The organism is Roseomonas populi, assembly GCF_024594815.1.
In the GTDB taxonomy this organism is placed as follows: domain Bacteria; phylum Pseudomonadota; class Alphaproteobacteria; order Acetobacterales; family Acetobacteraceae; genus Roseomonas; species Roseomonas populi.
On the sequence record NZ_JANJOU010000011.1, the window covers coordinates 66,486 to 91,066 of the forward strand.

The 24,581-nt window shown below is 71.7% G+C and carries 27 protein-coding genes; 6 read left to right on the plus strand and 21 right to left on the minus strand.

Annotation, left to right across the window (positions count from 1 at the left end):
• Positions 1–8: 8 nt before the first annotated feature.
• The 19 genes from NRP21_RS14885 to NRP21_RS14975 form a co-directional block, all read right to left on the minus strand.
• Positions 9–965: an amidohydrolase family protein gene (locus tag NRP21_RS14885; protein ID WP_257717003.1), complete on the minus strand. Its 957-nt coding sequence runs from the start codon at positions 963–965 to the stop codon at positions 9–11.
• A gap of 2 nt (positions 966–967) precedes the next feature.
• Positions 968–1,978, minus strand: a complete 1,011-nt coding sequence (locus NRP21_RS14890) for a Bug family tripartite tricarboxylate transporter substrate binding protein (RefSeq protein ID WP_257717004.1) — start codon at positions 1,976–1,978, stop codon at positions 968–970.
• 124 nt (positions 1,979–2,102) lie between these two features.
• A complete protein-coding gene (locus NRP21_RS14895; RefSeq protein ID WP_257717005.1) occupies positions 2,103–3,095 on the minus strand; it encodes a Bug family tripartite tricarboxylate transporter substrate binding protein in 993 nt (330 codons plus the stop codon).
• Between the two features lie 42 nt (positions 3,096–3,137).
• Entirely contained in the window at positions 3,138–3,869 is a 732-nt protein-coding gene (locus tag NRP21_RS14900; RefSeq protein WP_257717006.1) for a dienelactone hydrolase family protein, read from the minus strand.
• A complete protein-coding gene (locus tag NRP21_RS14905) occupies positions 3,866–4,756 on the minus strand; it encodes a Vgb family protein (protein ID WP_257717007.1) in 891 nt (296 codons plus the stop codon). The genes NRP21_RS14900 and NRP21_RS14905 overlap by 4 nt, the downstream gene beginning before the upstream one ends.
• Before the next feature lie 13 nt (positions 4,757–4,769).
• The gene (locus NRP21_RS14910) at positions 4,770–5,708 is read right to left on the minus strand and encodes a BKACE family enzyme (protein WP_257717008.1); all 939 of its coding nucleotides are present in this window, start codon (positions 5,706–5,708) and stop codon (positions 4,770–4,772) included.
• Between the two features lie 11 nt (positions 5,709–5,719).
• Positions 5,720–6,697 carry a Bug family tripartite tricarboxylate transporter substrate binding protein gene (locus tag NRP21_RS14915; protein ID WP_308219898.1) on the minus strand — a complete coding sequence of 326 codons (978 nt, stop codon included), beginning with the start codon at positions 6,695–6,697 and terminating at the stop codon, positions 5,720–5,722.
• Positions 6,698–6,722: 25 nt separating this feature from the next.
• Entirely contained in the window at positions 6,723–8,471 is a 1,749-nt protein-coding gene (locus NRP21_RS14920) for a thiamine pyrophosphate-binding protein (protein ID WP_257717010.1), read from the minus strand.
• Complete coding sequence (locus tag NRP21_RS14925; RefSeq protein ID WP_257717011.1) at positions 8,464–9,444, minus strand: tripartite tricarboxylate transporter substrate-binding protein; 981 nt, start codon at positions 9,442–9,444, stop codon at positions 8,464–8,466. Before NRP21_RS14925 ends, NRP21_RS14920 begins: the two co-directional genes overlap by 8 nt.
• Positions 9,441–10,484 carry a branched-chain amino acid ABC transporter permease gene (locus NRP21_RS14930; RefSeq protein ID WP_257717012.1) on the minus strand — a complete coding sequence of 348 codons (1,044 nt, stop codon included), beginning with the start codon at positions 10,482–10,484 and terminating at the stop codon, positions 9,441–9,443. Before NRP21_RS14930 ends, NRP21_RS14925 begins: the two co-directional genes overlap by 4 nt.
• Positions 10,481–11,344: a branched-chain amino acid ABC transporter permease gene (locus NRP21_RS14935; protein ID WP_257717013.1), complete on the minus strand. Its 864-nt coding sequence runs from the start codon at positions 11,342–11,344 to the stop codon at positions 10,481–10,483. The genes NRP21_RS14930 and NRP21_RS14935 overlap by 4 nt, the downstream gene beginning before the upstream one ends.
• A 5-nt stretch (positions 11,345–11,349) precedes the next feature.
• Positions 11,350–12,054: an ABC transporter ATP-binding protein gene (locus NRP21_RS14940; protein ID WP_257717014.1), complete on the minus strand. Its 705-nt coding sequence runs from the start codon at positions 12,052–12,054 to the stop codon at positions 11,350–11,352.
• A complete protein-coding gene (locus NRP21_RS14945; protein WP_257717015.1) occupies positions 12,047–12,787 on the minus strand; it encodes an ABC transporter ATP-binding protein in 741 nt (246 codons plus the stop codon). The genes NRP21_RS14940 and NRP21_RS14945 overlap by 8 nt, the downstream gene beginning before the upstream one ends.
• Positions 12,771–14,063 carry an ABC transporter substrate-binding protein gene (locus NRP21_RS14950; protein WP_257717016.1) on the minus strand — a complete coding sequence of 431 codons (1,293 nt, stop codon included), beginning with the start codon at positions 14,061–14,063 and terminating at the stop codon, positions 12,771–12,773. Before NRP21_RS14950 ends, NRP21_RS14945 begins: the two co-directional genes overlap by 17 nt.
• Complete coding sequence (locus tag NRP21_RS14955; protein ID WP_257717017.1) at positions 14,035–14,997, minus strand: 3-hydroxyacyl-CoA dehydrogenase family protein; 963 nt, start codon at positions 14,995–14,997, stop codon at positions 14,035–14,037. Before NRP21_RS14955 ends, NRP21_RS14950 begins: the two co-directional genes overlap by 29 nt.
• Entirely contained in the window at positions 14,994–15,794 is an 801-nt protein-coding gene (locus tag NRP21_RS14960; RefSeq protein WP_257717018.1) for an SDR family NAD(P)-dependent oxidoreductase, read from the minus strand. The genes NRP21_RS14955 and NRP21_RS14960 overlap by 4 nt, the downstream gene beginning before the upstream one ends.
• A complete protein-coding gene (locus NRP21_RS14965) occupies positions 15,791–16,138 on the minus strand; it encodes a cupin domain-containing protein (protein WP_257717019.1) in 348 nt (115 codons plus the stop codon). Before NRP21_RS14965 ends, NRP21_RS14960 begins: the two co-directional genes overlap by 4 nt.
• Positions 16,138–16,980 (minus strand): cyclase family protein, encoded by an 843-nt coding sequence (locus tag NRP21_RS14970; RefSeq protein ID WP_257717020.1) that lies wholly within the window; start codon positions 16,978–16,980, stop codon positions 16,138–16,140. The genes NRP21_RS14965 and NRP21_RS14970 overlap by 1 nt, the downstream gene beginning before the upstream one ends.
• A gap of 111 nt (positions 16,981–17,091) precedes the next feature.
• Positions 17,092–17,850 (minus strand): IclR family transcriptional regulator, encoded by a 759-nt coding sequence (locus tag NRP21_RS14975; protein ID WP_257717021.1) that lies wholly within the window; start codon positions 17,848–17,850, stop codon positions 17,092–17,094.
• 221 nt (positions 17,851–18,071) lie between these two features.
• Here NRP21_RS14975 and NRP21_RS14980 point away from each other — a divergent pair, with 221 nt between their 5' ends.
• The 5 genes from NRP21_RS14980 to NRP21_RS15000 are packed head-to-tail and all read left to right on the plus strand — an operon-like array spanning position 18,072 to position 22,129.
• Entirely contained in the window at positions 18,072–19,061 is a 990-nt protein-coding gene (locus tag NRP21_RS14980) for a Bug family tripartite tricarboxylate transporter substrate binding protein (RefSeq protein ID WP_257717022.1), read from the plus strand.
• A gap of 8 nt (positions 19,062–19,069) precedes the next feature.
• Positions 19,070–20,269 (plus strand): M24 family metallopeptidase, encoded by a 1,200-nt coding sequence (locus NRP21_RS14985; RefSeq protein WP_257717023.1) that lies wholly within the window; start codon positions 19,070–19,072, stop codon positions 20,267–20,269.
• Between the two features lie 5 nt (positions 20,270–20,274).
• Positions 20,275–21,231 (plus strand): D-2-hydroxyacid dehydrogenase, encoded by a 957-nt coding sequence (locus NRP21_RS14990; protein ID WP_257717024.1) that lies wholly within the window; start codon positions 20,275–20,277, stop codon positions 21,229–21,231.
• Complete coding sequence (locus NRP21_RS14995; RefSeq protein ID WP_257717025.1) at positions 21,228–21,740, plus strand: lipocalin-like domain-containing protein; 513 nt, start codon at positions 21,228–21,230, stop codon at positions 21,738–21,740. The genes NRP21_RS14990 and NRP21_RS14995 overlap by 4 nt, the downstream gene beginning before the upstream one ends.
• Before the next feature lie 56 nt (positions 21,741–21,796).
• Positions 21,797–22,129 carry a DHCW motif cupin fold protein gene (locus NRP21_RS15000; protein ID WP_257717026.1) on the plus strand — a complete coding sequence of 111 codons (333 nt, stop codon included), beginning with the start codon at positions 21,797–21,799 and terminating at the stop codon, positions 22,127–22,129.
• 109 nt (positions 22,130–22,238) lie between these two features.
• Here the strand turns inward: NRP21_RS15000 and NRP21_RS15005 are convergent, their stop codons facing one another.
• Positions 22,239–23,234 carry a Bug family tripartite tricarboxylate transporter substrate binding protein gene (locus NRP21_RS15005; RefSeq protein ID WP_257717027.1) on the minus strand — a complete coding sequence of 332 codons (996 nt, stop codon included), beginning with the start codon at positions 23,232–23,234 and terminating at the stop codon, positions 22,239–22,241.
• An 87-nt stretch (positions 23,235–23,321) separates the two neighbouring features.
• Between NRP21_RS15005 and NRP21_RS15010 the strand changes: the two genes are divergently transcribed.
• A complete protein-coding gene (locus NRP21_RS15010) occupies positions 23,322–23,798 on the plus strand; it encodes a GNAT family N-acetyltransferase (RefSeq protein ID WP_257717028.1) in 477 nt (158 codons plus the stop codon).
• Here the strand turns inward: NRP21_RS15010 and NRP21_RS15015 are convergent.
• On the minus strand, positions 23,782–24,459 hold the full coding sequence (locus tag NRP21_RS15015) for a hypothetical protein (RefSeq protein WP_257717029.1): 678 nt from the start codon (positions 24,457–24,459) through the stop codon (positions 23,782–23,784). The two genes, NRP21_RS15010 and NRP21_RS15015, sit on opposite strands and share 17 nt — an antisense overlap.
• Between the last annotated feature and the right edge of the window lie 122 nt (positions 24,460–24,581).

The following is a 24,581-nucleotide window of genomic DNA, read 5'->3' on the forward strand; positions in this document are numbered from 1 at the left end:
CTCTCTCCCTACAGCTTCAGCAGGCGCTTGGCGTTGCCGCTGGCGATGCGTTCCCGCACCGCGTCGGAGACGGGGACGGCGTCGAGAAAGCTGCCGGCGACCTCGGCTTCCTCGAAGGGGTAGTCCACGGCGAACATCACGCGGTCCTCCCCGAGGGAGGCGAGGGTGCAAAGCAGGGGCTCCGCCGCGCACTGGCCTGAGGTGGTGACGGCGATGTTCTCGCGGATGTAGTCGGAGGGGGCGCGCTTCAGCGGGCGGTCCTGCTTGTAGAGCTTGATGCGGCTGTCCAGGCGCCAGAGGAGGAAGGGCAGGGTCTCGCCCATGTGGCCGAGGATGACCTGGGCCTTCGGATGGCGGTCGAAGGTGCCGCCGGTGACGAGGCGCAGCGCGTGGGTCGCGGTCTCCACCGTCCAGCCCCACATGGCGCGGGAGAGGATCTTTTCGTCGGCCCAGCCGCCATAGGGGGCGGGCGGGTCGTTGGGGTGGATGTAGACGGGGGCGCCGAGGGCTGCGGCGCGTTCCCAGAAGGGCTCGTACTTCTCGTCGCTGAGATAGAGGCCGTCGGTCTGGCCGTTCACCAGGGCGCCGACGAGGCCGAGTTGCGTGACGCAGCGCTCGAGCTCGTCGGCGGCGGCCTTGCCGTCCTGCATCGGCAGGTGCGCGAAGCCGGAGTAGCGGTCGGGGCGGCGCGCGATCTGTTCGGCGAGCGCGTCGTTGGCGCCCTGCGCGGCGCGGATCGCGGTGGCGGGATCGCGCTCGGCCTGCACGCCGGGGCCGGCGAGGGAGAGGACGGCGCGGGCGATGCCGGCGGCGTCCATGGAGGCCAGGCGGCTTTCCCCGAAGTCGGAGAGGCGGGCGTGGACGTCCTGCAGGCGGGCTGGGGGAAGATCCTCCACGGTGGGGCGCCAATAGGCCTCCATCGAGGGGATCATGAAGTGCTCTTCGAGCGCGATCTTCTGCACCATGCTCAGCGAACCTCGATTCCGGCGGCGCGGACGATGGCGACGCCTCGCTCGCGCTCGTTCTTGATGATGGCGGCGAACTCGGCGGGGGTGTTGCCCACTGCCTCGTAGGCCTGGGGGTCGAGCAGGCGCTGGCGCAGGCCGGGATCGGCCATGGCGGCCTTCGTGGCGGCGGCAATGCGCTGCTGGATGGCGTCCGGCGTGCGGGCGGGGGCGGCGAAGCCCCACCAGGGGCCGTCATAGGGGAAGTCGTAGCCGAGCTCGCCAAGGGAGGGGACTTCGGGCAGGCGCGGGGAGCGGGTGCGGCCGAGGACGGCCAGCGGCTTCACGCGGCCTGTGGCGATGGGCTCCAGCGCGAAGCCGAGGGCGATGTAGGAGACCTGCGTGCGGCCCGCCGCCATCTCGTTGAAGGCGTCGACGATGCCGCGATAGGGGACGTGCTCGATCCGCAGGTTGTCGTGCCCCTTGATGTATTCCCAGAGCAGGTGCGGCGTGGAGCCCTGGCCGGAGGAGCCGTAGTTCAGGCCGTTCTGCGTCCGCGCCCATGTCGCGAACTCGCGAAGGTCCTTCGCCGGCACGCCCGGATTGGCGAGGACGACGCCGGGGTTGCGGGCGATGAGGGTGACGGGGACGAGGGAGCTGTAGCGCGCGTAGAGAGCGGGCTCCACGAGCGGGTAGGTGGAGAGGACTTCCGCGGAGACGGCGCAGATCGTGTAGCCGTCCGGCGCTGCGGTGGCGCAGGCTTCCAGCCCGACGACGTTGTTCCCGCCGGGGCGGTTGTCCACGACGATGGGCTGGCTGAGCTGCTGGGAGAGCGGCCCGGCGAGGGCGCGGATGAGGATGTCCAGCACGCCGCCGGGCGGCTGGGGGATGATCACGCGGACCGGGTGGGTGGGCCAGGCCGCGCCGGCGCTCGGTGCGGGATTTGGCGCCTGGGCCGCGGCGGGGAAGGCCGCGGTGAGGGCGAGCGCCGCCGCGAGGGCGGCCCGCCGGAAAACGGGGATTCCGGGCATCATCGTTTCCTCTGCGCGCGCCGTTGCGGCGCCCTTCTCGTGTGCTGGTGCTCGCGCTTCGCGCTGATCGTCTTGGACCGCGATACGGTATGGGTGTCCTGTATCGCGGTCAACACGGATCGTTGCGTCAGGGCGACGGGCGGTACTCCGTGCGCGGCTGGTTGGAGAGGCGGATGAGGGCTTCGGCGCCCGCGCGATCCTCCGCCATGAAGGCGGCGAATTCGGCGGGGGTGCCGGGTTGCGGCTGCACGCCCTGGCGGCCGAGGAAGTCGGCGAAGGCGGGATCGCGGAAGAGGCGGTTCACCTCGGCGTTGATGCGGTTCACGGCCTCCGCGGGGGTACCGGCGGGGGCGACGAGGCCCCACCAGCCGCGCGAGGGAAAGCCGCCGAGACCGGCCTCGCCGAAGGTGGGAGTTTCCGGGAGCAGGGGGGAGCGGCGCGTCGTCGTGACCGCCAGCGGGCGGACGGTGCCGGCCTGGATCCCGCCGAGGAAGTTGCCGACGCCCATGTTGCCGAGCTGGATCTCGTTGGCGGCGACCGCGAGGGCGATGGGACCGCCGCCGCGATAGGGGATGCCAGTGATGTTGGCGCCCCACTGATTGTTCAGCCAGCTCACCAGCAGTTCCTGCAACGAGCCGCCCCCGAGGGTGCCGAAGGTGAGGGGCTGCGTGGTGGCGAGGCGGCGCAGCTCCTCCACGCTGCGCGCGGGCGTGGCGGAGGAGGCGACGAGGACTTCCGTGAGCAGGAAGAGGTTGGTGACGGGAACGAAGCTCGCGGGGTCGTAGGGCAGGCGGTCGAACTGCAGCGGGTTGAAGGACATGGTGGCGTGGTAGACGGCGCAGAGCGTGTAGCCGTCCGGCGCGGCGGCGGCGCAGGCCTGGGCGCCGACGATGCCGTTGGCGCCCGCGCGGTTCTCGATCACCACGGGCTGGCCGAGGCGCTGCGAGAGCTCGGGGCTTGCGGCGCGGAGGATGACGTCCGTGACGCTGCCGGGAGCAATGGGGACGATGACGCGGAGGGGGCGCGAGGGGTAGGGCTGCGCCTGTGCCGAATGGGGCGCGCCCCAGGCCATGGCGGAGGCGAGGAGGGCCGGCAGGAGGCGCCGGATGATCTTGTTCATTCTGGACGTTCCTCGTTGTCGCCCGCTTCCGCGGGGCTCTGTTCACGCACTCAAGGCAAGGGTCTCCGCCAGGAAATCGGCGATGAGGCGGTAGGTGGCTTCCGCGCCGGTGGCGTCGTACTCGGCGATGCCGGGGACGTCCGCGTCCTCCTCGCAGAAGGAGTGGACGAGGCGGCCGAAGGTCATCATGCGCCAGGTGGCGCCGGCTTCTTCCATCTCGGCCTCGAAGGCGTCGCGCTGGGCCTTGGGGGCGACGGGGTCGCGCGCGCCGTGGGCGACGAGGAGAGAAGCCTTCACAGTGCCGGGCTGCGCGGGGAGGGGGCTGACGAGATCGCCATGGAGGCAGATGGCGGCGGCGATGTCGGCGCCGGTGCGCGCCAGTTCCAGCACGTTGCCGCCGCCGAAGCAGAAGCCGATCGCGGCGCGGCGGGCGGGGTTGCCGATGCCACTGCGGCCCGCCTCGGCGGTGAGGGCGTCGAGGGCGGCGGCGATGCGGCGGCGGCGTTCGTTCACGTCGTCTCGGAGAGCGCCGGCGAGAGGGGCGGCATCTTCAGGGCCAGTTGCGGTGCGGCCGCCGCCGAACATGTCGGCGACGAGGGCGATGCCGCGCGGGCCGGCGATGCGGGCGGCGCGCTCCGCGGCTTCCTTCGTGACGCCGAGCCAGTTGGGGGCGACGAGGATGAGGGGGCTGTCCGCGTCGGCTTCCGCACCGATGACGAGGGTGCCGGTGCAGGCGAGGCTGCCGCTGGTGTAGTGGAGGGGTTCGGTTCTCATGCTGTCACGATCTCGCCGATGGCCCCGATGTCGTAGGCGGTGAAGAAGAGGCGGCCGTCGGGCATGGCGGCGATGCAGCGCGCGCCCGCGCCGGGCGTGGGGATGGGATGGTCCGCGACCATGCGTCCGTCGGGTGCCATGCGGCCGATGCGGTTGGCGGCATTGGCGGTGAACCAAAGGTCGCCTTCGGGGCCCACGGTGACGCCGCGCAGCGAGGCATCGGGAATGGGGACGGGGTGCTCGGTGATGCGGCCCTCAGCGTCCACGCGGCCGAGGGCATTGGCGCTGGTCTGCACAAACCAGATGCCTCCATCGGGGTGGGTCGCCATGGCGCGGGGCTGGCTGTCGTGGCTGGGGATGGGGAATTCGGTGACGGTGCCGTCCGTGGTGACGCGGGCAACCTTGTTGCCGGAGGCCTCGCTGAACCAGAGGGCGCCGTCCCGCGCCACGGGGGAGAGGGGGCGGCAGCCCGGGGTGAAGCCGCTGGCGAATTCGGTGACTTGGCCGGCGGGGGTGACGCGGGCGACCTGGCCCGCATCGGTCTGAGAGAACCAGACATTGCCATCAGGGCCGAGAACGATGCCGTTGGGGCCCGAGTTGGGGGTGTGGACTGGGAACTCGGTGATCTGGCCGTCGGTGGTGATGCGGCCGACCTTGTTGCCGGTGTTCTCCGTGAACCACATGGCGCCGTCGGCGCCTGCGATGATGCCGATGGGCGTGCTGTCCGGCGTGGGGAGGGGGAATTCCTGAAACTCCCCGGTGTCCACATTCAGCGCGCCGATCCTGGCGGTGCCGCTCTCGCAGAACCATAGTCGGCCATCGGGGCCGGGGGCGCAGATATAGGGCTTGCTGCCGGGGGTGGGGATCCGGTGTTCCCGGATCCGCACGCCTGTGCCCGCCTCAGAAGCCGACAAGGTCGGCGCCCTTCAGGTTGAGGGCTTGGCGGGCTTCGTCCGGCGTTGCGACCTCCAGGCCCAGCTCCTCGATGATGCGGCGGATCTTCGTGACCTGCTCGGCATTGGAGGAGGCGAGCTTGCCGCGGCCGATGTAGAGGCTGTCTTCCAGCCCGACGCGGACGTTGCCGCCCATCATCGCGGCCTGGGTGCAGATGGGCATCTGCTGGCGGCCGGCGGCGAGGACGGACCAGACGTAGTCCGTGCCGAAGAGGCGATCGGCCGTGCGCTTCATGAAGAGCACGTTGTCCCAGTCGCTGCCGATGCCGCCGAGGATGCCGAAGATGGTCTGCACGAAGAAGGGCGGCTCGATCAGCTTGCGATCGACGAAATGGGCGAGGTTATAGAGGTGGCCGACATCGTAGCACTCGTGCTCGAAGCGGGTGCCGTGCTCCTTGCCCAGCATTTCCAGGATGCGGGCGATGTCGCGGAAGGTGTTGCGGAAGATGAAGTCGTCCGTGCCGCGGAGATAGGGCTCCTCCCAGTCGTGCTTCCATTCCTTGTAGCGGTCCGCGAGCGGGAAGATGCCGAAGTTCATGGAGCCCATGTTGAGGGAGCACATCTCCGGCTTCGCCTTCAGCGGCGCGGCCAGGCGGTCCTCCACCGTCATGTTCAGCCCGCCGCCGGTGGTGACGTTCAGCACGGCGCCGGTGGCCTGCTTGATGCGCGGAAGGAACTGCATGAACACGTCCGGGTCCGGCGTGGGCTTGCCGGTCTCCGGGTCGCGCGCGTGGAGATGGAGGATGGAGGCGCCGGCTTCCGCGGCGGCCACGGCCTGCTCGGCGATCTCGCTCGGCGTGACGGGCAGAGCATCGGACATGGTGGGGGTGTGGATGCCGCCCGTCACCGCGCAGGTGATGATGACCTTGTTCTTCAGCGGGTTCATGCGTGCTTCCTTCATTCTGGTGTGATGCCGGCCTCGCGCACCACGCTCGCCCAGCGGGCGAGGTCGGTGGCGACGTCGGCGCGCAGGCGGTCGGGCGGGCCACCGACGGGGGTCATGCCCTGGGTGCGGAGGGTGGCGGCCGTTTCCGGGGCGGCGAGGATCTCGTTCGCGGTGGTGTTCAGCTTCGCCACGATCTCCGGCGGGGTGCCGGCGGGGGCGAAGAGGCCGTACCAGTCGCGCATTTCCATGCTGGCGACGCCGGCCTCGGCGAGGGTGGGAGTGTTGGGGGCGGCGGGGAGGCGGTCCTCGCTCGCGACGGCGACGAGCTTGATGCGGCCGTCCTTCGCCAGCTCCACCGCGCTGCCGATGGGGACGAACATGGCGGCGACCTGGCCCGCCAGCAGGTCCGTGACGGCGCCGGCGACGGCGCGGTAGGGGACGTGGGCGAGGTTGATCCCGGCCTTCTGGCGGAACAGCTCCATGGCCAGGTGGTGGGGCGTGCCGACGCCGGGGGAGCCGTAGTTCAGGGCGCCGGGGCGTGCCTTGGCCCGGGCGACGAATTCGCGCGCATCGGCGCCGCCCGAGGGATGCAGCAGGAGGCCGAAGCCGACGGTGGCGAGTTCCGCCACGGGGGTGAAGCCGGCCACGGGATCGTAGGGGAGCTGCTTGTAGAGGCTGGCGTTCATCACCAGCGTGCTGGCGGTGACCATCAGCGTGTGGCCATCGGGCGCGGCGCGGGCGGCGGCTTGGGCGCCGATGTTGCCGCTGGCGCCGGTGCGGTTGTCCACGACGAAGGGCTGGTTCCAGCGGCGGGCGAAGGCTTCGGCGACGAGGCGGGCCACCACGTCCGGCGGGCTGCCGGCGCTGAAGGGGACGATGACGGTGACGGGGCGTGTGGAGAGGCCTTGCGCGAGGGCTGGGGTGGCAAGGGCGGTGCCGAGGCCCAGCCCGAGGCCAAGCGCGCGGCGGCGCGTGATGCTGTCTCTCATGGTTCGTTTTCCCCTTTGTCGTCGCTCATCCCGGTTCTGCGCCGGGCGGTGCGAAGGCTTCGAAGCCGTAGCGGTTCATCCGCCCGAAGGCGGGCATGCAGGGGTGCGGCACGAAGCGGGTGCGGCAATCCAGCACCGCGGGCAGGCCGGAGGCGCGGGCGCGGGCGAGGGCGGGCGACACCTCTTCCGCGCGCGTCAGCACCTCTCCGTGGCAGCCGAAGCCGCGGGCGATGGCGGCGTAATCCGTGCCCTCCAGCCCCGTGCCGAAGGGGGCCTTGCCGCCGCGGGACTGGCCGAAGGCGATGACGCCCCAGGCGGCGTTGTTGTGGACGATGCTGATCACGGGCAGGCCCTCGCGCCGGGCCGTGTCCAGTTCCTGAAGGGTGAAGCCGAAGGCGCCGTCCCCGGTGAGGTTCACCACCATGCGGCCGGGGTGCAGCAGTTGCAGCGCGAGGGCGGCGGGGAGACCGAAGCCGAGCTGGCACATGCCGGGCTCGTGCAGCCGCGTGCGTGGGGCGAGGGCGGGGGTGAGGTCGTTGCTCCAGAAGCTGGTGTGGCCGCCGTCATAGGTGGCGAGGGCATCGGCGGGCAGGGCGGCGCCAATGGCGTGGGCGAGGGCGGCGGGGTGCATGACGGGGTTGCCGTCATCGGCCGGGAGAAGCCGGGCCTCGTAGCGCAGGCGGGTGGCGCGCAGGCCTTCCAGCCAGCCGGGTTCCGTGGCGATGGAGCGCCCTTCCAGGGCCGCCAGCAGGTCCTCCAGCGCCAGGCGGGCATCGGCGGGCATGGCGACATCGTGCGGGACGAGGCCGCCGAGGGCGGAGGGGTCGATGTTGACGGCGATGATGCGCTGGGGCGGGCGAGCGAGGGGGCCGCGCTCGTCCCAGAGCCAGGAGGAGAAGCGGCAGCCGACCGCGAGGACGAGGTCGGCGCGGGCGAAGGCTTCCAGCACCGCCTCGCCGCCGATGATGCCGCCCTGGCCGATGAAGCGGGGGGAGTCCGTGGGGACGGTGCCCACCGCCATCTGCGTGGGCACCACGGCGGCGCCGAGGCGTTCGGCCAGGGCGTCCAGCGCGGCCTCCGCGCCGCTGGCGACCGCGCCGCCGCCTGCGACGATCAGGGGGCGGCGGGCGGAGGCCAGGAGGGCCGCCGCCTGCGCGACGGACGAGGCGGCGGGGCGGGGGCCTTCGGCGGCGCGCCAGGATTCGGCGGGGCTGTCCAGCCAGCGCGGGTCGATGGCGCAGGGCTGGGTGAGGACGTCGTGCGGGATGTCCAGGTGGACGGGGCCTGGGGCGCCGGAGAGGGCTTCCCGCAGGGCGCGGCGCACCAGCTCCGGCATGCGGCGGGCGTCGCTCACCACGGCGCTCCACTTCACCAGCGGCCTGAAGAGCGCGGTGGTGTCGAGGTCCATGAAGAGGCCGGCATGCGGGTAGGCGGCGGCGCGGTGCTGGTTGGTGGTGACCAGCAGCAGGGGCAGGTGGTTGGCGGCCGCGCCGCCGGTGCCGGCGAGGAGGTTCAGCGCGCCCGGGCCCATCTCGGCCAGCGCGACGGCCACGCCGCCGCCGGCGGCGGCGATGGCGGCGGCCATCATCGGGCCGGCAGCCTCGTGCCGCAGGCCGAGGTAGCGGAGGCCGGCCTCCCCGGCGATGCCGTGCAGGAGGGGGGCGAGCTTGCCGCCGGCGACGCCGAAGACGTGGCGCAGGCCCTCGCTCCGCAGCACGCGGAGCAGGGCGGTGGCGCCGGTGAGCGGCGGTGCGGTGCCGGGGCCGTCAGTCATCGGCGGTGAAGCCCGTCTCGCGCGCGATGGCGGCCCAGCGGGCGTGGTCGGCGCGGAAGGTCTCGGCGAAGGCCTGGGGCGGCTGACCCATGGGCGTCAGGGCGTTGCGGGAGAGGATCTCGGCATAGGCGGGCGTCTCCAGGCCCTCGCGCACGGCGGCGTTCAGGCGCGCCACCGTCTCGGGCGGGGTGCCGGCGGGGAGGAACCAGCCGAGCCAGTCGCGCAGGCGGATGTCGGGGTAGCCGCTCTCGGCCAGGGTGGGGATGTTCGGGAGGAAGGGGGAGCGATCCCCGTCCAGCACGGCCAGGGCGCGGAGCCGGCCTTCGCGGATGGGGTTCAGGGCTTCGGTCAGCACGGTGAAGCCGACGGGAATCTGGCCGCCCAGGAGGTTCTGCATCAGCGGGGCGCCGCCGCGGAAGGGCACGGCCTCCAGCTCCAGCCCCGCGCGGCGGCCGAGCATCATGCCGGCGAAGTGCATGGGGGAGCCGGTGGCGGGGATGCCGTAATGGGCCCCGCGCGGGTTGGCGCGAGCCCAGGCGAGATAGTCGGCAGGGGTGGTGATGCCGGTGGGCAGGCCGGGGCCGGCGACGAGGGCATAGGTGTAGGTGCAGAGCGCGACGGCGGGGGTGAAGTCCGCCAGCGGGTCGTAGCGCAGGGCGCGGTAGATGTGCGGGTAGAGGCTCATCACCGAGCCCGGCACCTGGAGGATCGTGGCGCCGTCCGGCGCGGCGCGCTTGACGTATTCCGCGGCGATGCGGCCGCTGGCGCCGGGGCGATGGTCGATGAGCATGGTCGCCGCGTAGCGGCCGCGCAGGCGCTCCAGCAGCGGCTGGGAGACGACGTCGCCGAGGCCGCCGGGCGGGAAGCCGAGGACGAGCCAGGCATTGGGGCGGGCCTGGGCACGGGCGGTGCCGGAGCGGCCGAGCAGCGGCGCGGCGGCGAGGGCGGCGAGGAGGTCGCGGCGTCCGGTCATGGGCTGGCTTCCCGTGCGGGCGTGGTGGCAGCGGGGACGGGTGGTGCGGAGGAGCGCGGTTCCAGGCGCCGCGCGAGGGGGAAGAGCTGCCAGCCCAGGCGATCCGCCAGCAGGCCCCAGAGGCCGCGCGGGGCGAGGAGCATGACGGCGATGGCCACCGCCCCGAGGACGAGGAGGTAGAGGCTGCCGAGCTGGGAGAGGCTTTCGCGCAGCAGGAAGAAGAGGGCGGTGCCGAGGAGGGGGCCTTCCACCCGGCCGATGCCGCCGATGACGGCGATGAAGATCACCAGCGCCGTCCAGTCGTTCACGCTGAAGGCGGCGTCCGGCGAGATGCGGAGCTTCTGGAGGAAGATGAGGGCGCCGATCATGGCGGTGCCGGCGGCGGCGATGACGAAGACGGCAAGGCGGGTGCGGTCCACCTCGATGCCGTTGGCGCGGGCGGCGGTCTCGTTGTCCCGAATGGCGGCGAGGGCCAGGCCGTGGCGGGAGCGCAGGAGCAGAAGGATGGCGAGGATCGTGGCGGCGGCGAGCGCGAGAGCGAGCCAGTAGAAGAGCTGCTCGCGCGCGGCGCGGTTGCCGATGGCGGCGAGGACGGAGGCGGGCAGGCTGGTGCCGGAGCCGCCGCCGAGGGCGGAGAACTGGGCGGCGCCGAGGCGGAAGACCTCCGCCACCACCCAGGTGCCGATGGCGAAGTAGGCGCCGCGCAGGCGGAAGGTGAGGGCGGCGACGGGCACGGCGGCGATGGCGGCGATGAGGCCGGCGGCGGGGATGCCCCAGAGGGGGTTTACCCCGGCCAGCAGGGCGAGGCCGAAGAGGGTATAGGCGCCGAGGCCGACGAAGGCCTGCTGGCCGACGGTGACGAGGCCGGCATAGCCCGCGAGGAGGTTCCAGAGGCTGGCGAGCGCGGCATAGGCGTAGATCTCGCCGAGAAGGCGCAGGCCCTGGCGGTCCGTCCACCAGGGGGCGGCGGCGAGCGCCAGCAGGGCGGCGATGGCGATGATCGGGCCGATGCGGCTGCCGTGGGTGACGCGGGCCGTCATGCGGCGAGCCTCGGGAAGAGGCCCTGGGGGCGGATGGCGAGGACGGCGAGGAAGAGAAGGTGGCCGGCGAGGATCTGCCAGCCCGGGTCGATCTGCGCGCCGATGGATTGCGCGACGCCCAACAGGATGCCGCCGGCCAGCGTGCCCCAGAGGCTGCCGAGGCCGCCGATGATCACCGCCTCGAAGCCGAAGATGAGGCGTGCGGGGCCGATGGCGGGATCGAAGTTGGTGCGGAGGGCGAGGAAGACGCCGGCCAGGGCCACGATGGCGAGCGAGAGGGCCATGGCGAGGGCGAAGACGTGGCGGTTGTCCAGGCCCATGAGGCGGGCGACCTCCGGGTCGTCCGCCGTGGCGCGGAAGGCGCGGCCGAGGGGGGTGCGCCAGGAGAGGAGCTGGAGGCCGGCGATGGCGGCCACCGCAACGCCGAATTGCAGGAGGGGGAGGAGACCGATGGAGAGGCCGGCGAGGGGCAGGGCGGCGGTCTCCAGGGCGCCGGCCTGGAGGCGGCGGCTGTCGGCGGAGAAGATCTCCAGCAACCCGTTCTGGATGATGATGGAGAGGCCGAAGGTGACGAGGAGGGGCGGGAGGAGGTCGTCGCCGAGGGTGCGGTTCAGCAAGAGGCGCTGGAGGGCGTAGCCGATGAGCGCCATGGCGGGGACGACGATCAGCAGCGAGGCGAGGGGGTCGAGGCCGAGGGTCTGGGTAGCGACGAGGGCGAGATAGGCGGCGAGCACGATGAGGTCGCCATGGGCGATGTTCACCAGGCGCATCACGCCGAAGATGAGCGAGAGGCCGGCGGCGAAGAGGCCGTAGAGGCCGCCGAGCAGGATTCCCTGGATGATGGCGTTGGCCCATTCCATGGCGGCTAGACCCCGAAATAGGCGGAGGCGACGGCCTCTCGCGTCACGGAGGTGGCGGGGCCTTCCAGCACCACGCGACCCTCGCGCAGGCAGAAGACGCGGTCGGCGGCGGCCAGCGCCTGGGAGACGTCCTGCTCCACGATCACCAGCGCCATGCCCTGCGCCGTGAGGCCGGGGAGGCGGGCGTAGATGTCGCGCACCACCACGGGGGCGAGGCCGAGGCTGATCTCGTCGCAGAGCAGCAGGCGCGGGTTGGACATGAGGGCGCGGCCGATGGCGACCATCTGCTGCTGGCCGCCGGACAGCGCCGGGCCGGGGACGTGGCGGCGTTCGGCCAGCACGGGAAAGAGGCTGTAGATCGCTTCCAGCGACCAGGGGCCGGGGCGGCGCACGCGGCCGCCGATGAGGAGGTTCTCCTCCACGCTGAGGGAAGGGAAGAGGCGACGGCCCTCGGGGACGAGCGCGATGCCGCGGGCGACGAGCTCGTGGGCGGGAAGGCCGCCGATGGGCTCGCCGTCGAAGAGGACGGCGTCGCGGCGCGGCGCCTGGATGAGGCCGGCGACTGTCTTCAGCAGGGTGCTCTTGCCCGCGCCGTTGGCGCCGATGATCGCGGCGACGCGGCCGGCGGGAACGGCGGCGGCGATGCCGAAGAGGGCCTGGAAGTCGCCATAGAAAGCATCGAGGCCGCGGAGTTCCAGCAGGTCAGGCATCCATGGGGATTCCCATGTAGACCTCGGCCACGGCGGGGTGGCGGACCACTTCCGTCGCTGTGCCTTCCGCGATGAGGCGGCCGCCGTGGAGGACCACGACGCGATCGGCGACGGCGGTGAGGGCGTGGAGGACGTGCTCGATCCAGACGACCGTCATGCCGGTGTTGCGGAGGTCGCGGATGAGGGTGACGAGGGTTTCGCACTCGCGCTCTGTGAGGCCGCCGGCGACTTCGTCCAGCAGGAGGAGGCGGGGCTTGGTGGCGAGGGCGCGGGCGAGCTCCAGGCGCTTGCGGTCCAGCAGGCGGAGGGTGCCGGCGCGGCTGTTGGCGAGGGGGAGGAGGCCGCAGCGCTCCAGGATCTCGGCGCAGCGATCGTAGGTGGCGGATTCGTGCTCGCCGGCGCCGAAGGCGGCGGCTGTGACGAGGTTCTCGAAGACGGTGAGGCCGGAGAAGGGCTGGGGGACCTGGAAGGAGCGGGCCATGCCCAGGCGGCAGCGGCGGGCGGGGGAGAGGGCGGTGACGTCCCGGCTCTCGAAGGTGACGGTGCCGGCATCGGGGCGGACATTGCCGGTGACCATGCCGAAGAGCGTGGTCTTGCCCGCGCCGTTGGGGCCGAGGATGCCCAGCGCCTCGCCGTGGCGCACGGCGAGGTCGATGCCATCGGCCACCACCACGGCGCCGAAGCGCTTGCGAATGCCCGCAAGCGCCAGGATGGGATCAGCGGAGGAGGTCAAGCGTGCCGCCGATGGGGATCTCCGTGGCGCCGGGATTGGCGAGCACGATGAGGTCCAGCCCGCCGCCCGAGACGCGGCGCCACTGGCCGGCGACGAGGGGGGTTTTCGCCACGTTCTTCACCGGGCCGCTGCCCCATTTCACGGGGCCGGCGATGGTGCGGAGGTCGGTGGCGCGGATGGCCCCGAGGATGGCTTCGGGCTCCAGCTTGCCCGCGCGCTTCAGCACGTCCAGCGCCACCTCGAACAGGGCGTGCTCGTAGCCGATGGGCTGGGTCCAGGGCTTGCCGGTGGCCTTGCTGTAGGCGTCGCAGAGCTCGGTGGCGGTCTGGCCGGTGAGGGAGGAGCGGAAGGGGTGGTGGGGGGACCACCAGATCTCCGTCGTCAGCCCCTGGCCGCGATCGCCGAGGGAGGAGACGGCGGAGGGGAAGAGGAGAGCCTTGCCGATGGTGGCGATCTTCGGGCGGAAGCCCTGCTGCCCGGCCTGGGACCAGAAGGTGGCGAAGTCCGGCGGGGCCAGCACGCCGGTGACGATCTGCACGTCGGCGGCCTTGAAGGCGGCGATCTGGGCGGAGAAGTCGTTGGAGAAGGGCTGGAAGCGGCCGGTGTCCACCAGCCGGTAGCCCTTCTGGGCGAGGGCCGGGGGAAGGCCGAGCTTGGCGTCGCCCCAGGCATTGCCGTCCGCGTCGTTCGGGAAGAGGCCGCCGACGACCTTGTTCGTCTCCGCCTTCGACCAGAGGTCGGTGAAGGCGGCGATCACGTCCTCCAGCCCCCAGAAGAAGTGGTAGGTCCACTCGAAGCCCTTGGCGGGGTCGCCGCGGCGGCCGAAGAAATAGGGCTGCCAGGGGCAGTTGGTGGTGACGCAGGGAACCTCATTCACCTCGGCCTGGTCGGCCACGGGGTTCACCGTGTCCGGCGTGCTGGCGGCGGTGAGGAGGTCCACCTTGTCGCGCAGGATCAGCTCCGAGGCGACCTCGGCGGCGCGGCTGGAGCTGGACTGGCTGTCGCGCGCGAGGATCTGCACGGGGTGGGTGCGGCCGCCGATGCGGATGCCCTCGGCCAGGGTCTTCGCCAGGTTTTCCTGCACGAAGGCGTCGGCCTCGCCGAAGGCGGCCAGCGGCCCGGTGCGCGGGTTGACGAAGCCGATTTTGATGGGGCGGCCGGCGCCCTGCGCGCGCGCGATGGCGGGCGCGGCGAGGAGGCCGGCGGAGCCGAGGACAGTGCGGCGGGTGACGGCGGGTGCGAGGCGGTCAGCCGCTTCCGGATGCTTCCCCTTCATGGTCGTCTCTCCCTTCTGCGTTCTTTGTTCTGGCAGCGTCGTTGGTGCGCGCCTGCTTCAGCGTGGTGACGATGTCGCGGCGGAGTGCCGCCTGCTGCTCGGGCGTCCAGCGGCGGAAGCCCTCGCCGGATTTGAAACCGAGGCGGCCCTCCTGCACCAGCTTTTCGAGAAGGGGCGAGGGGCCGGGGCGGCTCTCGACCGCCGGGAGCACGGTGCGGTGGATGGCGAGCGTCAGGTCGGTGCCGACGAGGTCGGCGTTCTCGATGGGGCCGAGCACGCCGAGGCGGCGGCCGAAGCTGTTCTTGACGACGAGGTCCACCGTCTCGGCGTCGCAGATATCGTTCTCGACGAGGGAGATGGCTTCCCGCCAGAGGGCGTGCTGCAGGCGGTTGCCGACGAAGCCGGGGACGTCCCGCTTGACGTGGACGGGGATCTTCCCGAGGGCGCGGTGGAGTTCCATCGTCCGCTCGATGACCTCGGGCGCGGTCCACTCGGTGCCGATCACCTCCACCAGCGGGACGAGGAAGGGCGGGTTCCACCAGTGGGTGCCCAGCGCCCGCGTGCGGTCGCGCAGGCCCTCCATGATCCGGGTGATGGGGATGACGGAGGTGTTGCTGGCGAGGATCGCGTGGGCGGGGCAGGCGGCCTCGATGCGGGCGAAGAGGTCCTGCTTGACGGGCAGGTCCTCCAGCGCGGCTTCCACGATGAAATCGGCGTTGCGGACGGCTTCCGCGAGGTCCGCGACCGGCGTGGCGCGATCGGCGGCGGACTCGTCCTCGCCGAGGTCGCGGAGGTTGGCGCGGATGCGGTCCCGCAGGCTGTCCAGGCTCGGCTGATGCGGGTCGTAGACCGAGACGGCGTGGCCGCCGGCGGCGAAGACCTGCGCCAGGCCGTGGCCCATGAGGCCGGCGCCGATGACGGTGACCTGCATCATCCCGCGGTGTACCCGCCATCGGCGTAGAGGACGTGGCCCGTGTAGAAGTCCGAGGCGCGGGAGGCGAGGAAGAGGAGCGGGCCGGCGAGGTCGGAGGGTTCGCCGAGGCGGCCCTTGGGGACGCGGGAGAGGAAGCCTTTCCGCACATCCTTCGCGCGCTCCGTGTCCTCGAACATCCACGCCGTCAGCGGGGAGCGGAAGACGGTGGGGGCGATAGCGTTCACGGTGATGCCCGTCTCGCCCCACTCGCAGCCCAGGGCGCGGGTGATGCCGTCCACGGCGGATTTTGAGGCGCAGTAGGCAGTGTAGCCGGCGGGGTGGCCGAGCTTGCCGCGGGCGGAGGACATGAGGACGACCTTGCCGCCCTCGCCCTGTTCCAGCATGCGCTTGCCGGCGGCGCGGGCCATGAGCCAGGACTGGGTGACGTTGGCGTCCATCACGTCGAGGAAGCGGGCGGGGGACATCTCCGTGATCTTCGCCACGTCGTTCTTGCCGGAGGCGACGACGAGGATGTCCAGGCGGCCGAAATGCGCGACGGCGTCCGCGACGATGGCGTCGCAGGCTTCCTCGGAATCCGGGCGGCGGTTGACGGCCTCCGCCTCGGCACCCAGTGCCCGGCACTCGGCTACCACTTCGTCCAGCGGGCCCTTGCTGCCAGCGACAGCGACGACCTTCGCCCCGGCGCCGGCGAGGACCTTCGCGGCGAGGGCGCCGAAGGCACCGGAGGCGCCGGTGACGATCGCGACCTTGCCCTTGACGCCGAAGAGGGCGAGCGGGTCGGAGAGGAAATCGCTCATGCGGCCTTCTCCGGATAGGGCATGACGACGAGCATGGTGGCGACGTGGTTGGAGGCGTTCACCACCTCCCGCACCACGTTGCCGGCGATGAAGCAGCTGTCGAGCGGGCCGAGGACGGTCTCCTCGCCATCGGCGCGCACCGTCACCTCGCCGGAGAGGACGACATAGACCTTCTCTAGCGGAGAGCTGTCCGGCCCGGCGCCGCCGCCGGGGAGGAAGTGGGAGAGGCCGGTCCAGAACTTCTCCGGACCGCCCTCCTCGAAGCCCTGGAGACGAAGCGCCTTCATCCCGACGTGGTTGGGCGCCTCGTAGGGCTTCGCCTCGGCGAAGCGGCGGACGCGCATCAGAAGCTCTCGCCGCGCTCGATGCGGTAGTCCTGCGTGGGATCGGTGATGGCGACGAGGCGGATGATGCAGCCGTCGCCGCGGTCCCAGTTCCAGGGGAAGAAAGCGAAGGTGACGCGCTTGCCGGTGACGGCATCCAGGTCGCCGCCGACATTCTCGATGCCGAGGATGCCGTTGGTGAAGAGCTTGCGGTGCACCGGCTCCCACTGGGGGTGGTCCTCGTCCCAGGCGCGGCCGCCCGACCACTCCAGGTATTCCTTCGCCAGGTGCGGCATCAGCGGGCCGTTGCGGTGCGGGCCGATGGCGGTGGCGAGCGGGTGGTCGTTGGCCTGGGTGTCGTGGCCGACGACCTTCACCTTCTTCTCCACGAACCAGTCGCCGGCGGAGGGGACGAAGCCCGGGCAATAGGCGAAGTACTCGTCGTTGTCGTCGTACTTGTGGTGCCAGCCCGTGTTGACGATCACCACGTCGCCCGGGCGCACGGCCTTGCCGGCCGCCTTCTCCAGGTCGTCATAGGTGATCATCTCCCACTTCTTCTTGGGGATGGAGACGACGATGCCCGTGCCGAAGAAGTGGGGCAGCGGCACCTCGTCGATGAAGGGCGTGCCGGAGACGACGTGGGCGGGCGCGTCGATATGCGTGCCGTTGTGCATGGTTGTGGTGATGCGCTGGCTCAGCACGCCGGACTTGGCCATGTAGTGGATGCGCTCGATCTGCACGTCCTGGAAGTAGGGCCAGTTCGGCGACTGGAAGCCGAAGCGGTGGGACAGGTTGTGGAAGTGGAGCCCCATCGAGTTGTCGAGATTCGTCTCGAACGTCACCCCTTTGATGGTGATCGGCATCTGCGTTTCCCCTTGCCGGGCGCGCCCCCGGCGGGGTGCCCGTGCTTGTATTGCTTCGTGGGCTGACCGTACCGAGATGCGGTTACGCCCTGCAAGGGGAAAATGCGGCCGTCAGTCGCTGCCGTCGGTGAATCGTTGCTGCAGTGCGTGTTTCGTGGCCAGCAGCCGCTCGGCGATCGCCTTCTCCCGCCCGGTGAAGCGCTGCGTGGGCACGGGGACGGAGATGGCGACGGGATTGCCGAGCATGTCGCGCAGCGCGACGCCGACGGCGGAGATGCCGAGCACGTGCTCCTCCCGGTCGAAGGCGATGCCGGCACGGCGGGCCTTCTTCACCTCGGGCAGCAGGGCGTCGAAGGTGGTGATGGTGTTGGGCGTGCGGCGCCCATAGCCCGTGCCGATGAGGGATTCGATCTCCTCATCCGTCAGGGTGGCGAGATAGGCCTTGCCGTTGGCGGTGCAGTAGAGCGGGAAGGTCTCGCCGACCGCCGAGACGGCCTGGAGGCGCTGCATGCCGATGACCTGGTCCACGAAGACGAGGTGGTCGCGGCGCACCACGGCGAAGTCCACGGTCTCCCCGAGGGAGGCCGACAGTTCGGCGATGAAGGGGTGGGCGATGGCGGCGACGTCGGTCTCCACCGAGGCGGCGAGGCGCAGCAGGGCGGGGCCGAGGCGCACGCGGCCGCTGGGGCCGGCGGCGACCACCAGCTTCTCGCTCTCCAGCGCGGCGACGATGCGCTGCACGGTGGAGCGGGCGAGCTCCACCTTCGCGGCGATCCCCCCGAGGCTGAGGCCCTGGGGCTGGTTCTCCAGCGCGCGCAGGACGGCGGCGGCGCGGCCGATGACCTGGATCTGGTTCTTCTCGGGCGGCAATCCGTTCTCCTGGCGTGTTGGTGCCTTCCAAGGAAGGCCGTGCGCGCGCCGGATGCAAGGCGGCGCGTGACGCGGCCTTCATCCTTTCTCCGTTGACAGACCGGCACGGAGTGACCGTATCGTAGGTCAACGGTATTGCGATGTGGGTTGGTTTGGCCAGCCGCATCGGGCCGAAAGCAAGGGATCGCGCCGCGACAGGACGCGACCGGAGGGAACGCCGGATGACGACGAGGCGCGTCTTCATGGCCGGGATGGGCGCGGGCGGCGCGCTGCTGCTGCGGCCCGGTGTGGCCGCGGCGCAGGCGCAGCCGCGCGCCGAGTATCCGGACCATCCCGTGCGGATCGTGGTGCCCTATGCCGCGGGCGGGGGGAACGACCTGCTGGCGCGGATCTACGGGCAGAAGCTGGCGGAGGCGTTCAACCAACCCTTCGTGGTGGACAATCGCCCTGGCGCGAGCGCGGTGATCGGGACGGAGGCGGTGATCCGCGCGCGGCCGGACGGCTACACGCTGGTGGTGCACGCGAGCGGGCCGGTGCTGGCGGAGAAGGGGGCGGGGAAGCCCGCCTATGACCGGCAGGTGGACCTAACGCCGATTGCCGTGCTCGGCGCCTTCGCGGGCATGGTGCTGGTGCGGGCGGACCATCCGGCGCGGAGCGTGGCGGAGCTGGTGACTTGGCTGCGGGCCAATCCGGCGAAGGGCAATTTCGGCACGGGCGGCACGGGGTTCCAGTTGCTCGGCGCGTATTTCGCGCAGCGGGCCGGGCTTTCGCTGGAGGGTGTGATCTACCGCAGCAGCGCGGACGGGGTGACGGCGCTTGCCGGCGGGGACGTGACGCTGGCCTTCAGCGATCCCGGGCCGGCACGGGCGGCGATCGAGGGCGGGCGGGTGCGGCCGCTGGCCGTGTCCTCCACGAACCGGCTCTCCGGCTACCCGGATGTGCCGACGATGGTGGAGGCGGGGTTCGCCGACTTCGTCGTGGATTACTGGATCGGGCTGTTCGGGCCGGCGGGGCTGCCGCCAGAGGTCCTGCGGCGGCTCTCCGGCGAGGTGCGGCGGATCGCGGCGCTGCCGGACGTGCGGGAGAAGCTGGCGCTGAACTCGGTGGAGCCCAGCGGGCTCGATCCCGAGGAGTTCCGCCGCGCTATCATCGCCAATGACGCGCTTTGGGTTGCCGTGGCGCAGCGCGCCGGCATCTCGCTTGAACGCTAGGAAGACAGATGCCTGATCAGGATCAGAGGATTCAGCGGCCGATCTCCACGGCCGAACTGGAGCGGCGCTGGGCCGCGGTGCGCGCCGCGATGGCGGAGAAAGGGATCGACGTTCTGCTGATGCAGAACAACTCGGACCACATGGGCGGCTACGTGAAGTACTTCACGGACCTGCCGGCGACGAACGGCTATCCCGTGACGGTGGTGTTCCCGCGCGACGACCTGATGACGATCGTGCGCCAGGGGCCCTTCGGCGGCGTGACGGAGCCGCCGGGCGGTGATGACGGCGTGCTGCGCGGCGTGAAGCGCGCGCTGACCACGCCGAGCTATTCCTCCTGCTACTATACGGCGCCCTATGACCCGGAGCTGGCGGCGATGGGGCTGGAACCCTACGCGAAGGCGCGAATCGGGCTGGTGGGGGCGTACCAGGTTTCCGTCGCGCTGGTGGACCACCTGCGCAAGCGCTTCCCGGCGGCGGAGTTCGTCGAGGCCTCCGACCTCGTGGACCGGATCAAGGTGATCAAGAGCGAGGAGGAGAAGGAGCTGGTCCGCGACGCGGCGCGGATGCAGGACGGGGCGATGCGCGCGGCCTTCGCCGCCATCAAGCCGGGGATGCGGGACCGGGAGGTGGCGGCGGTGGCGCAGGCCTATAGCCACGCCTATGGCAGCGAGCAGGGGATCTACCTCTGCGCCTCGGCCCCCGCCGGCACGCCGTTCCAGTTCGGGCAGTGGCACTACGGCAACCGCATGATCCGGGAGGGCGACCAGTTCGTGCTGCTGGTGGAGAACAGCGGGCCGGGCGGGATGTACACGGAGCTGGGACGGAGCTGCGTGCTGGGCAAGGCTTCGCAGCAGATGCAGGACGAGTTCGCCTTCACGCTGGAGTCGCGGAAGTTCACGCTGGACCTGCTGAAGCCCGGCACGCCGGCCGCCACGGTCTATGCCGAATTCAACGCCTTCATGGAGCGGAACGGACGGCCGAAGGAGAACCGGCTCTACTGCCATGGCCAGGGCTACGACATGGTGGAGCGGCCGCTGATCCGGCACGACGAGCCGTTCCCGATCCAGGCCGATACCAACATTGTGGTGCACCCGACCTACAACCACCGGGGCATCATGTCCTGGGTCTGCGACAACTACTTCATCGAGGCGGGCGGGCCTTCCGCGCGGCTGCACGAATTCCCCGAGATCATCACGGAGATCGGGTGAGGGCCATGGACGTTCTCCTCTTTGGCAAGGATGCCGATTACTACAACGCGCACCTGGCGCCGGAATTCCCGCAGATGCGGTTCCACGTGGCCAGGGATGCGGCGTCCGTGCCCGAGGCGGCGAAGGGGGCGGAGGTGCTGGCCTCCATGGCGCCGGCGGTGACGGGCGGGCTGGTGCGGGCCTTGCCGAAGTTGCGCTGGGTGCAGGCGCTGACGACGGGGGTGGACAACCTTCTGGTCATGCCGGAGCTGGCGCCGGAGGTGGCGATCACCCGCGTGCGGGGGATCCACGGGCCGCAGATGTCCGAGATGGCGATGCTGGACATGATGCTGCTGGCGCGGAACTTCCCGCAGGTGTTGCGGAACCAGGCGGAGCGGCGGTGGGAGCGCTGGCCGCAGAAGCTGCTGCAGGGGCGGACGGTGGTGATCCTCGGCGTGGGGTCGATCAGCGAGGAGCTGGCGCCGCGCTGCAAGGCCTTCGGGATGCGCGTGGTGGGGATCACCGGCCGGGCCGAGGTGCCGCCGCATTTCGACGCGGTGATGCCGCGCGAGAGGCTGCTGGAGGCGGTGGCGGAGGCGGACTTCCTGGTGCTGCTGATCCCCTATACCCCGGAGACGCACCACATCGTGGATGCGCGGGTGATGGCGGCGATGAAGCCGCAGTCCTGGATCGTGAACATCGCGCGCGGGGCGGTGCTGGAGGAGGCGGCGCTGGATCAGGCCTTGCGGGCAGGGACGATCGCGGGGGCGGCGCTGGATGTCTTCGCGGTGGAGCCGCTGCCGGCGGAGAGCCCGTTGTGGGACGCGCCGAACCTCATCATCACGCCGCATATCGGGGGAATGAGCGACACCTATGCGGAGCAGGCGCTGCCGACCCTGCGGGCGAACCTGGCGGCCTTCCTGACAGGCGGCGTGGACGGGCTGCGGGAGCGGGTGGAGCGGGGCATGGGGGTGGCGGCGTGACCGCGCGGTTCCTCCGCCGCGCCGTGCTGGCCTTGGCACTGGGCGTGGCGGCGCTGGCTTCCCCCTCGTTGGCTTCTCCGGCGCGGGCCGATGACCGGGAGCGGATCATCGGGAACTGGAAGCTCGTGACCGTCACCTATGAGGACCCGGCGACCGGGGCGCGCACCTATCCCCTCGGCGAACACCCGACCGGCTACCAGATCGCAACGGCCGGCGGGCGATGGCTCGCCCTCGTCACCGCCGAGGGACGCCCCGTGCCGGGGACGGACGCCGAGCGCGCGGCGGCGCTCCGCTCCATGATCTCCTATACCGGGCGCTGGCGCGTGCAGGGCGACCGCGTGGTGACGCGGGTGGAGGCAGCCTGGAACCAGGCCTGGGTCGGGACGGACCAGGAGAGGATCTTCCGGTTCGAGGGCAACCGGCTGCACCTCGTCGGCCCGCCGCAGCCGCATCCGAACCTGCTGGGCCAGGTGGTGCGGATCATCGTGACCTGGGAGCGGGACGAGTAGGCGGGGCGCGGCCCGCGCGGCATGATGCGCGGGCCCTTTGCTGGAGCGTGCCGCCGATGAAGATCCCGGAACTGCCCTTCACCGTGACGGACTGGTCCGCGGTGCAGGAGACGCGCCATCCCGGCGAGACCGGCCACGCGCTGTGGCGCAGCTTCACCGTGGGCGACCTGCGCGTGCGGATGGTGGAGTATTCCCCGGGCTACCTGGCCGACCACTGGTGCGACCGCGGGCATGTGCTGACCGTGCTGGAGGGGGAGCTGGAAACGGAGCTGCGGGACGGGCGGCGGTTCACGCTGCGGCCGGGGATGAGCTACCAGGTTTCCGATTTCGGGGATGCGGCGCACCGCTCCTCCACCCGGACGGGCGCGCGGCTGTTCATCGTGGATTGATGGGGCGGGGCGGCGCCGCATTTCGCGGCCGCCCGATGGAGGAGAGCGAGGGGTGGGAACCAGGGGGGAGAACTCCTTCTCCCCTCCCCTGGGGCATGCCGCGCGGGCCTTACCCGAAGCTGATTCCCGTATCGCGCATCAGGTTCTGCACCAGGACCCGCTCGCTCACCAGGCGCGCGGCGAGGCGGTCCGCGTCGGCGGGCACGGCGGTAGCGCCCATGGCCGCCAGGCGCTGGCGCACCTCCGCGTCCTGGGTCGCGAAGTTCACCGCTTCCTCCAGCTTGCGGCGGATGGGTTCCGGCGTGCCGGTGCGGCAGAAGATGGCGTTCCAGCTTGTCAGGTCGAAGCCGGGGAAGCCGGATTCGGCGATGGTGGGCACGCTTTCGATCCCCATGCGGGTGCCGCTGGTGAGGGCGATGGCGCGGGCCTTGCCGGATTCCAGCACGGGGGAGAGGGAGTTGAGGGAGAGGTAGCCGGAGGGAAGGGTGCCGGCAGCGAGGTCGCGCGCCACCTCCGCGCCGCCGCGATAGGGGATGTGCTCCATCTTCGTGCCGCTGCGATGCGCCAGGAGGGCGCCGGCGAGGTGGCCGGTGTTGCCGACGCCGGGGGAGCCGAAGGACATGCCGTCCCGCGCGATCCTTGCCTGTTCCAGGTAGCCCTTCAGGTCGCGGATGCCGGTGCCGGTGGTGACGGCGAGGATGTAGGGCACCTCCGCCACCATGCCGACGGGCTGGAAGTCCTTCTCGTAGTCGAAGGGCAGGTTGCGGTGGATGAACTGGGCGATGATGAAGGAGGCGGCGTCGAAGAACAGGGTGTGGCCGTCCGCCGGGGCGCCCGCGACCTGGCCGGCCGCCAGCGCGCCGCCCGCGCCCGCGCGGTTCTCCACCACCACGGGCTGTCCCAGGAACTCCGACAGGCGGGGCTGGATGAGGCGGGACATGGTGTCCGAGTTGCCGCCGGCCGCGAAGGCAACGACGAGGCGGATCGGGCGGTTGGGGAAGGTGGCGCCCTGCGCCAGCGCGCCGGTGGGGAGCAGGGCGGGGGCGGCCAGGGCGGGCAGGACTGCCGCCAGCAGGGGGCGGCGGCCGGTGATGAGTGAACGCATGGAATTTCCTCAGCCCGTTCTGCGGCCCTTGGCGGGACCGTTCGAGGCGGCGATCTTGCGCCCGCCGACCCGATCCCGGAAGCCGTGATGCACCCAGCCCTTCTGCGCCCCTTGCATGACGAGGAGATCCCGGCGCTGGTGGCCCTGCACGCCGCCTCCTTCGCTGCGCTGGCGACGGCTTATCCGCCATCGGTGGTGCCGGCCTACCGGGCGATGCTGGAGGCGCCGGACTACGCGCCGGAGGTGCTGGCGAGCGATCTCTGGGTGGCGGAGCGGGATGGGGCGCTGCTGGGCAGCGCGGGCTGGGGGCCGCAGCCGGACGGGGCGGCGCGGATCCGCAAGGTCTTCGTGCACCCGGACGCCGCGCGGCAGGGGCTGGCGACGCGGCTGGTGCGGGCGGCGGAGGAGCGGGCGCGGGCCGCGGGGCATGGGCGCTTCGTGCTGCGCGCCTATCTCGGCGCCGTGCCCTTCTACGAGAGCCTGGGCTACGCCGCCGACCATCCGGGGGAGCGGCCCCTGGGCGGCGGGGTGGGCCTGCCCGTGCTGTTCATGCGGAAGGGCTGACCCGGGCGCCGGCGGCGACGCTGGTGCCGGCGAAGTCGCGCAGGCGGCGCTCCACGCTGGCGAAGGCGGCGCGGGTGGCTTCCGGCAGGGGCGCGTCCGGCGTGCGGGTGCGGTGGTCCAGCCAGCGCGCCACGGTGCCGGCACCGCGGCGGTGGGCGGCGGCGACGAGCCCGGCCTGGGTGATGGCGAGCGGCTGGCCGTCCGTGGCCGTGACGGTGCGTCCGGCAGCGTCCAGCGCGCCGTTGGCGGCGAGCTGCCGTTCCGTGCGCTGCAGGTACTGGCCCATCGCGGCCTCCTGCGCAGCGGGGTTGGCGAGGAAATCCGCCTCGCTCCGCACGCCCATGGCGGCCGCGCGCTCCGTCCAGCCACCATCCGCGCCCTGCCAGCCGATGTCGCGCAAGGCGACGGGAAGCATCTGGTAGCGGCCGAGGGCACCCGAGGCAGCATTGCGGGCGGCCCAGCCGGCGCCCGCGCTCTCCTGCGCCGCGATGCGGCTGCGGAAGGTGGAGTCACCCGCCCGCGCAACTGCCGTGGCGGCAGGAGCGGGTGCGAAAGGCGCCTGGGCGCGAACCAGCGCGCCCTTGAAGTCCGCTGTCTTCGCCACAGCCTTGGCCGGGCGGGCGGTCCGCGGCGCCATGGCCTGCACTGCCTGCGTGCTCATGCGCGGGAGGATGCGGCACAAGGGTTAATCAAGGGTGGGTGGTTCTGCGCTTCCCGTCTGTCGCGGGGGGGGGGGGGGGGGGGGGGGGTGGCAGGGACCGACCACCCCACACAACCAAAAAA